The sequence below is a fragment of the Deltaproteobacteria bacterium genome, from assembly GCA_030654105.1.
In the GTDB taxonomy this organism is placed as follows: Bacteria; Desulfobacterota; SM23-61; order SM23-61; family SM23-61; genus JAHJQK01.
Genome location: JAURYC010000176.1, coordinates 1 through 8,781 on the forward strand (window position 1 = coordinate 1; position 8,781 = coordinate 8,781).

General features: G+C 51.4%; 3 protein-coding genes. All 3 read right to left on the reverse strand.

Going from position 1 to position 8,781, the window contains the following annotated elements; translation table 11 throughout:
* The coding region (locus Q7V48_07390; GenBank protein ID MDO9210556.1) for an AAA family ATPase at positions 1 to 947 on the reverse strand (947 nt) is incomplete at its 3' end.
* 325 nt (positions 948 to 1,272) lie between these two features.
* Positions 1,273 to 4,899 (reverse strand): exodeoxyribonuclease V subunit beta, encoded by a 3,627-nt coding sequence (recB, locus tag Q7V48_07395; protein MDO9210557.1) that lies wholly within the window; start codon positions 4,897 to 4,899, stop codon positions 1,273 to 1,275.
* Positions 4,900 to 4,928: 29 nt separating this feature from the next.
* Positions 4,929 to 8,249: an exodeoxyribonuclease V subunit gamma gene (recC, locus tag Q7V48_07400; GenBank protein MDO9210558.1), complete on the reverse strand. Its 3,321-nt coding sequence runs from the start codon at positions 8,247 to 8,249 to the stop codon at positions 4,929 to 4,931.
* Between the last annotated feature and the right edge of the window lie 532 nt (positions 8,250 to 8,781).

Here is an 8,781-nt window from a genome sequence, read left to right on the forward strand (position 1 = left end):
GTGTCGCAGATATCCCCCAGGATGGCTCCTGCCTCCACCGACGCCAACTGGTCTTTATCCCCCAGAAGGATCAGACGGGCCGAGGGCGAGACGGCCTGGGCGAGTTTGGAGAGGAGGGCAAGATCGATCATGGAGGCTTCATCGATGACCACGACATCAGCGGGAAGCGGGTTCTCCGCATTATGGCGGAAATAAGGGGAGTCAGGAATGCTCTTCAGCAGCCGGTGGATGGTGGAAGCTTCCTCGGGTATCAGTCGTTTAACGCCTTCGGGACAATTCAGCTTCTCCTTGGAATCTTTAATCGCCTCCTGCAAGCGCGCGGCGGCTTTTCCCGTGGGTGCGGTTAGGGCAATCCGTAACCCTTCCGCTCCCGGCTGTTCCCGGAGAAGAGCCAGTATTTTGGCTACCGTAAAAGTCTTCCCTGTTCCGGGCCCCCCGGAGATCACGCAAAATCTCTTCATGACGGAGGTAAAGGCAGCGACTTTCTGCCAGTCTGATTCTCCCTGCCCATTCGCCGGAAAAAGTCGGGCAAGTCCATCCTGCAGGATCTGTTCATCGACCTTTTCCCACTCTCCCCTTGTTCGCGCCCTCAGAATATCGGTTAACTTTCTCTCATAATCCCAGTAGCGGTAGAGATACAATCGCGACCCATCAAGAATGAGGGGCCGGTAGTCACCGGGTCTCCCCACCACAGGAGCCGCTTCCAATACACTCCGCCATTTCTCAAGCTTCGGGAACTCCAAGGCTCCGTTTCCACCATCCGGCAATGGTTTTCCTGCCAGGGACGAGAGGTCAAAACAGATATTTCCCTCCCCCCGATAATGGCTGGCCAAAGCGGCGGCGAGAAACAATTCAGGATTTTCTCCGCCGGAAAGATCCGCCATGAAGCGTCCGAACTGGACATCCAGCTCGGATAATTTGCCTTGCTGGTAGAGTCGGTCGATCATTTATTGATCTCAATCAAAAAGCTTATTAGCCACAGAGGGCACAGAGATCACCGAGATATTAGCCAAATACAATGTGGGCCATGGATAATCACTGATAAATACAGATAAAATTCATTAGAAAAATCTTCACGAGAATTTAAGGAGTTGAACGTTAATAACACAGAGATCACGGAGCTATAGCAAAATCTTTAAAACAAGAAAACGTTTTGGCACATGGATGAAAACGAATAAAGACACATAATAAGTTTTTTTGAAAATATCTATCTCTGCGTTCTCTGTGTGCTCTGTGGCAAATTTTGCCTTTTCCGCGTTCATCTGCGTCCAATTAAAATAAAGGTTGGGTAATCAACTCAGAGCTAAGCGCATCGATCAATTCTTTTCGCGGCAAGTCCCGGTAAATCCCGAATTCCGGACCGCTTTCCGGGCTTACCCCCCGTAGAAAGATATAAAATACCCCGCCAAAGTGTTTTTCATAGGCATAATCGGGGAGCCGCTTCTTCAGGTATTGGTGGAGTGCCAGGGTATAAAGATGGTACTGGAGAAAATAGAAGTTCTCCTCCATCTCCTTCAACAGCGCCCGGTGTCCATAATCTTCCACACGGCTCCCTAAATAATTTGACTTCCAGTCCGCCAGAAAAAAGCGTCCCCCCCATTGAAAAACGAGGTCCATGAACCCCTTCATGAAACCCTGGGCAGGTACAAAATTCAGATTCTCGATCTGTTGGGGAAACCTATCGGCGATCTCCGGCCCGGCATGTTCGGCAAAAACCTTCTTCAGTTTTTTGGGGGTGATAGGTTGAAGGGGGAAGTAAAATTCAAGCTCGGTCAACCGGTCCTTCATCTCGATGCATGATAGGGTCAGGCCATTCTTTTCCATCTGCAGGGGAGCTGCGAGAACTTTCTGAACCATTTCGCAGACCGTCTCCTGCCAATGGCTTTCAAAGCCATATTCCTTAAGCTTTCCAGTCACAATGGTTTTTATGGAGGATAAATCCTTTTCGGCAAAATCGATGTGCTCAAAGATGTCGTGCAGAAGGGTTCCGGGTCTGGCCCCCTTGGGGAAAGCAAAAATCCCTTTCGGCTCTTGTACCGGGATTGTTTCTTCCGCATTGATTTCCTGGTCATAGTCCGGGAGGTCAATGGCAGCGGGAATCGATCTTTCGGCTTCCTTCTGACGGCCTGACAGGAGAAGCGAAAAGCTGGCAATCTGCCAATCGCGTCTTATGGAGCCGGAGAATTCCTGGAAAACCAGTTCCCCTTTCCCTTCCGGTGGGGGTAGTTGTTCCTTCCCTGGGGCCATCGGCATATCAGAAAGCTGGATCGCCCCTTTCGCTTTCCGGGTCAGAGCCGTGAGTTCCCGGTGGATGTCGGCATCGGTCAGTCCTTCAAACTTCTCCCCTGTTGCTTCGACAATGTTTTCCGACTTTCCATCCGGTGGATGCAAAAGATAAGCGAGAGCCGAGGTCCCGGCCTCATTGAACCGACCCCAGACCAGGTAGCAGCGGTTTTTGGCCCTCGTGAGCGATACATAGAGGAGCCTCAGATTTTCGGCCAGAATTTCTTTTTCCGCGAACACCCGGTTTGGATTGTCCTGCGGATTAAGCACAAGGTTGAGCCTCCAGTCATCATCGCCGTCGTGAAACAGGAACTCTTCATTCTCCCCGATTTGAGAACCGCCCCAGTTAAACGGACAAAAGACAATGGGGTACTCAAGTCCCTTGCTTTTATGGATAGTAACGATCTTGACGGCATTGGCATCGCTTTCCAGACGGAGCTGGTGCTCTTCAAGGCGGGGGGAATCCGGGTCCCGCTGCTGTCTGAGCCACTTCAGAAGGCCGACCATGCCCAGCTTTCTTTCGGTAGATTCCTGATGGAGCACCTCCGAAAGGTGCAGCATGTTGGTGAGGCGCCTTTCCCCGTCGGGGAAAGAAAGAAGGCGGGTCCGGACCTTCTCTCGCAACAGGAAATACCGGAACATCCGGATGAAACCATGTCTCTCCCACATTTCATAATATTCTCGAAACCTGACCAGCCAATCTTCCCATCCGGTTTCATCCCGCATCAGCCGTTCGAGATCTTCCCCGCCGACCCCCAACATATCGGTTGCCAGGGCAACCCTCAGCATCTGTTCATGATTCGGCTCTGCCACGGCCGCCAGGACCCTGGTCATCTCCACGGCTTCATCCGTATCGAAAAGGTTCCCCATGCTGTGGAGGACGCTCGGAATCCCGAGGTCGGTTAGGGCTTCCTGGACGAGTCGGGCTTCATTATTTGTCCGCACTAAGACCGCGATATCGGCTTCCCGCAAGGGGTTATTCCCGATAAGTGCTTTTCCCTTCTTACCGAGATCGATGAGTCTGTAAATCTCGCCGGCTGTCGCAGCGGGAATCAGTTCCCTGGCCAGCCCTTTGGTGATGGGCTTGCCCGATTCTGCCACCTGGCGAGCATCGACGAACCAGAAATGGAAAGGCGGCTCTGATTTTCCGTCGATTCTCAGAAACTCCTGTTCCTTGCGCTCTTTCGAGGTAGACGGTTCAAACGGAATGGCCTCATAAATAAAGGGATTCTCCCTATTGGAAAAGATTGTATTGACGCCCGTAATCAATCCCGACTCGGATCGCCAGTTTTTCGTGAGGGTGTAGCGGGAATTCACATGCCCGGCGGCTCTCATATAGGCGAAAAGGTCGGCCCCGCGAAAACTGTAGATAGCCTGTTTGGGGTCTCCGATCAGGAAGAGGATGCTTTCTTCGCCCCCGAAGACGCTTTTGAAGATGGCATACTGGATCGGATCCGTGTCCTGAAACTCATCAATAAGGGCAGCCCGGTACCTCGTCTGGATCGCTTTCGCCAGGTCGTCTCCCCCCGTTTTTTCAAGGGCATCTCGAAGCCGGATGAGCAGGTCGTCAAAAGACTGAATGTTTTGCCGCTCTTTTCGGGCTGGAAGCTCCTTCTTAAGGTAACGGAAAAGCTCCCTTTTGAGGAAAAGGATTTGCCGGTCCATCTCGGAAGTGAGGGCCTTGGCTTTCTCCTGAAAATCCTCACAGAGGTCGAAGAAGGGATGCTTAGGTGTTTTACAGTTTTTTTTCGTACTTTCCACAAGCTTGGAGGAGGTAAATTTTTCATAACCCTTGAAAAGCGGGAGGCCAGCCCCATGCCCCACATAATCATCCATGGCTTCAATATGCTTTTGCGGATTGGTATAGTATTTCAGGGCAGGGTCACTGATTTTTTCCAGGACCTCCTCTCTCGCCTTTTGCCATTCTTTCTTCAGCCTTTGCACATCCTGGCGAAAAGCCTCCAGGGAATTCAGTTTTGCCGACTCGATTTTAGGAATAATCTGCGAGTCTAAGTGGGCGGTCCCTTTTCTTAGCAACTCCAAAAAGTTTTTAGGGCTTACCTTCTTGCTCTGGGCATAACCGACAAACTCCCAAGGGGCGTCGTAAAAATGCCGCCGCCAGAAATCCCGGACGATTTCTTCCTTGAGGCGCTCCTGGTCCGGAATCAACTCGGTATCGAAAAGGCTTCCGCTCTCGAAAGCGCTCTCGTGGAGCGTCCGCTGACAGAAACCGTGGATCGTAAAAATGGGGGCCTCATCAAAATCGTGGAGCGCACCCTGTAAAAGCTGGATGGCTTCTTGCGCATCCGGGATTTTCTGCACCAGGCCGTTCAGAAATTCATCAGGGCTATGGCCAGAAATAAAGGCCTCCATAGCCTCCCGGAGTTTTTTGCGGATACGATCCCGCAGCTCCTCCGTAGCGGCGACCGTGTAGGTGACGACCAGGATATCATTTACCGAAAACCCCTTTTCCAGGATCAGGCGCAGAAACAATCCGGAAATGGTATAGGTCTTTCCTGTCCCGGCGCTGGCCTCGATAAGGTTGGTCCCTATTAGCGGGCTCTCTAAGAGGTCGAAGCTTGTTATCGCGTTTTTTCTGCCCTGCTTCCCGGCCATCTACCGGATCTCCCTTTTTCCCCTCGAAATCAAATCTTCGACTCGGACTTTATGATTGGCCCGAGAATCTCCATAGTTAGGTTCTCAAATTCCTCATCCAGCGGGTAGGCCTTGCCGAAACAGAGCCGAAGGTAGGGATCTCCGCGCTCGGCCGGGCCAAAATCGCTCTCCCAATTCCTGCGGGCAGCCGCCATGGCTTTCTCCTGATCTCCGTGTTTCTCCATGGCCTCCGCGTAAGCCCAGGAAGATCGGGGGAAAAAATGGAGCGGCTTGATCAACCCCTGCCAGTATATTTTTAGGAAGTCCTTCAATATTTTTTCGCTTTCTTCAGCCGGCAGATATGTGCAGGCTTTATCTTTGCAGATCAAGACGCCTTGGGAGGGATACCCTTTGGCGCCCATGAGGTTGAGGATGTGGAGATGAATCCATAAAGTCAGACGGTCCTGAGTTCTGACATTGGCGTACCGGTAAAGGATGAGACCGCCGGGGTAGATATTCCCTATCCGGCCCATGAGCCTGAATCCTTCAAGGTTTAAATCTACACTCAGGGGCTCAAAGGGCCCTTTTTCAAGGTAGGGGGCCACGGTGCGGACAAACGCATCGATCTCTGTGCAGGTCCGGGCAAACAGCAATTCTCCGGGTACGCCGTGGGGGAGCTGCCCGGAAGCCTTGACCGATGAAAAGGAATCTTTTAGGCTTTTTTTCTGCAAAACTTTTTTTAAGAGTTCCTGTTCGAGTTGATATCGATCCAGTCCCGTTAGATCGAAAGGCTCGTTCTCATCCAGGATCCCGCCTTCTTCATCCAGGTGGATTCCCAGGCGTTTCGTCAGGAGAAATCTGGCCGGATTGGCGAAGAAGCGGCAGAACTGCTCCAAATCAACAGTCTTCCATTCCTCCGACGGCTCCGAAAGGTCTTGGGGAATAAACGGCACCGGTTCCCCGTGTTGATTCACCGCGCATTGGGCAGCCTCATAATTTTCTTTCGAATAACTGATAAGTTTCTCGTTTTGTTTGAAATATTCCGGGCTGAAAGCCTGAAGGCGGTGCTTGGTAATAACCTGCTCCAATACCGCCTTGCCCTGGAGCTCATAACCCTGATTGATATAATCCAGAAGTTCACTCACCAAAACTGAGGGCGGGCGAAGGCTGTTATCTTGAAGGCTCTGACCCACGTAGCTGATATGAAGCCGTTCCCTGGCCGAAAGGACGGCTTCCAAAAATAGATAACGGTCATCTTTGCGGCGGGAACGGTCGCCCGGCTTCGGGTTTCTGGCAATAAGGTCAAACCCGAGAGATTTCGTCTGTCGTGGGTAGGCATCATCGTTCATTCCTAACAGGCAAAGGACCTTAAAAGGGATGCTGCGCATGGGGAGCATGGCGCAGAAGGTCATGCCACCGGTGAGGAAGCCAAATCCGAAGCCCTCCCGCTCCAGGCAGGACCGCAGATAAGACATGATTACTTCCAGGCTGATTTTCTCTTGAAAGCCCGCAAGCTCCTGTTTTCTGGTAAGGTCGTTGAGAGTCCGCCGGATCACATACGCTTCTCGTTCCGTTTCCTTATCGGGCAGGAAAAATCTATCGAGCAGCTCGGATAAAAATTCCCCCCATCCCTTAAGGGTGCGGGGCTCACCTAATTCCTTGATCGAAGCGAAAAGACGCTCGATAAACCCGAGGAAATTTCCGAGAACCGCAGCATCGCCTCCTTCTATCAGGTCATAGGGAAGGATCTCCATGAACATCTTGTCATCCTGCCCGGGCAAGGCATAGCCGAGAAGCATGCGCTTGAGACCCGCGCGCCAGGTATTTTCGGGAAATTCAGGAAGGCCAAGTTCTTTCCTGCTCCCTCCATCAATCCCCCAGCGGATCCGGGTATCTTTTACCCACCTAAGGATCAGTTCCAGATCCGTCCCGGCGAGGGAAAACTTTCTTTGAACCGCCGGGGATTCCAGAACCGTCAGGACCAGAGAAGCCCCCATGCGGCTTCCCTGGAGGTCGAGAAGGGCGAGGAAGGAATCGATCAGCTGGCTTTCCTTTCGGACCCCCTGGTCGGCGATGCTGAAAGGAATCCATCTTGGATCTCCCGCCGGGAGGGAGAAGACCGCCTGGATATAAGGGGCAGAAGTCTCGATGTCGGGGGTCATGATCAGGATGTCCTTGGGGAGGAGCGTCCGATCGGATTCAAAAAGAGATAGCAGGCGGTCTTGAAGCACCTCAACTTCCCTCATGGGGCTGTGGCAGGAATGGACTTGAATAGAGGTATCCCCTTCGGGGATCTTTTTCTTTTCATTCGCGCCCCGCCCCCTGTCTACGAGATTCAGAATGTCGAATTGAATGCTCTTCAGGAGGCTGTCATTTCCCGGATCCACGTAAAACTCATGCTCCTCGGAGCCAAGGGCGGCAATCAAATCAAAGAAATCCCGGCCCAGAGCCCCTGTCGAGGCCAGCAGACTATTCCCTTTTTCGAGGTGGAGTTCTTCGGGAGCTGTTTTTTTCTTTTTCTCCCGTTCCGTAAATCGCCTTATCTCCCGTCCGGAGACAATGTCACCCCAATACTCCCGGCACGGGTTTAAGAGAAAGAGGTTCACCTCGACAAACCGGGAAATGGCCGCGAATACCTGCATGTGAAACGGGGGAAGGGCCGATATCCCGAAGACACTCACCCGTTCCGGAATACTTTTCAGTTTCTCAGATGATTTATGAATTGCATCGAGAAAGGCCTTCTGGAGGGCCGCGCGGTGCTTGTTTTCACTTCCCTTCACCAACTCCCGCCAGAGAACCGCCTGCCAGTGGCTTTCGGCCCCCTTGTCCCAGCCTAAAATCATCTCCGGCCGGAAAATGAGGTATTGATCAAAAAGGTCGGCGATCCGCGAAGAAAGCTGAAAGCGTTTGAGATTCGCCTGATTTCCCTGGAGGTAGCCCTGCAAACTTTCAAAGCCCTTTTTCCCAAGGCAGGAAGGGAGAATTTGCATGACCTCCCAGGTCATGATTTCAGGGTCGAAGGGGGATTCCTCTTGAACATCGGGAACGACTTCCCGAAAGATTCCGTACACAAAGTGGTTGGGGAAAGGAAATCGGATATTGGCGCAAATCCCATGATGCCGGGCCAGCTCCATGCAAACCCATCGCTCCATGCCCTTGCTCTGGACCACGATGATTTCGCTCTGAAGAGGCGAGGATAGAGGACTACTTAGCACCTCGGCCAGTTTCTTAGCCAGGCTTTCCAACTGGTTGCTTGCATAGAGGTGTAACCCAGACATGGTTTCTAAAATAACCTTCTCCCCCAAAGTGATCCCCAAAGCATCCCCGACAGCAAGGTCAATCAGGCAACCTAAATATCGATCCTTTTCCATATCATTTTTTGTCAATTTTTCAAACCTTTTAAATAAAAAGAGCTACCCCCCTCTTTTGTCGGTCGATGCCTTAAGAAAATACCTTATCATAATCAACGAAACGGTCGAAGTCATGAATGGATATATTTTCCATTAGCCGCATTGACGAATCAAGTACATCTGCACCATCTATCAGCCGCTTAGGCCGGATTGGGCGGTTGGATGAAATGGAGGACGGCAATATATCATTCAACGGGTTGAAATGAACTCAGTCTCGCGATTTTTCCCTGAATTGCTGTCAAATAATCTGTAATTTGTCTCCGGAAATTCTTAAAGACTTGATAGATTACCTGCTTTTGAAGTCGACAAGAAAGAAGAAAGAGGAATAATCAAATTGCAACATTGCAAGCCTGACCCTGGCCCCACTATTTCCATGAAAATGTTCAATCTACATACCGCTTTCAGGAAGAAGCAAATGCTGTCTCCACCTACAAAGCAGTAAGGTTGGTCAATGAAACATCTTGAAGATTTACGACAGGAATGATTAACGGCA

Excerpts from the sequence above, each read along its gene's own strand:
- recB (MDO9210557.1), bottom strand. The coding sequence starts at position 4,899 with ATGGCCGGGAAGCAGGGCAGAAAAAACGCGATAACAAGCTTCGACCTC.
- recC (MDO9210558.1), bottom strand. The coding sequence starts at position 8,249 with ATGGAAAAGGATCGATATTTAGGTTGCCTGATTGACCTTGCTGTCGGG.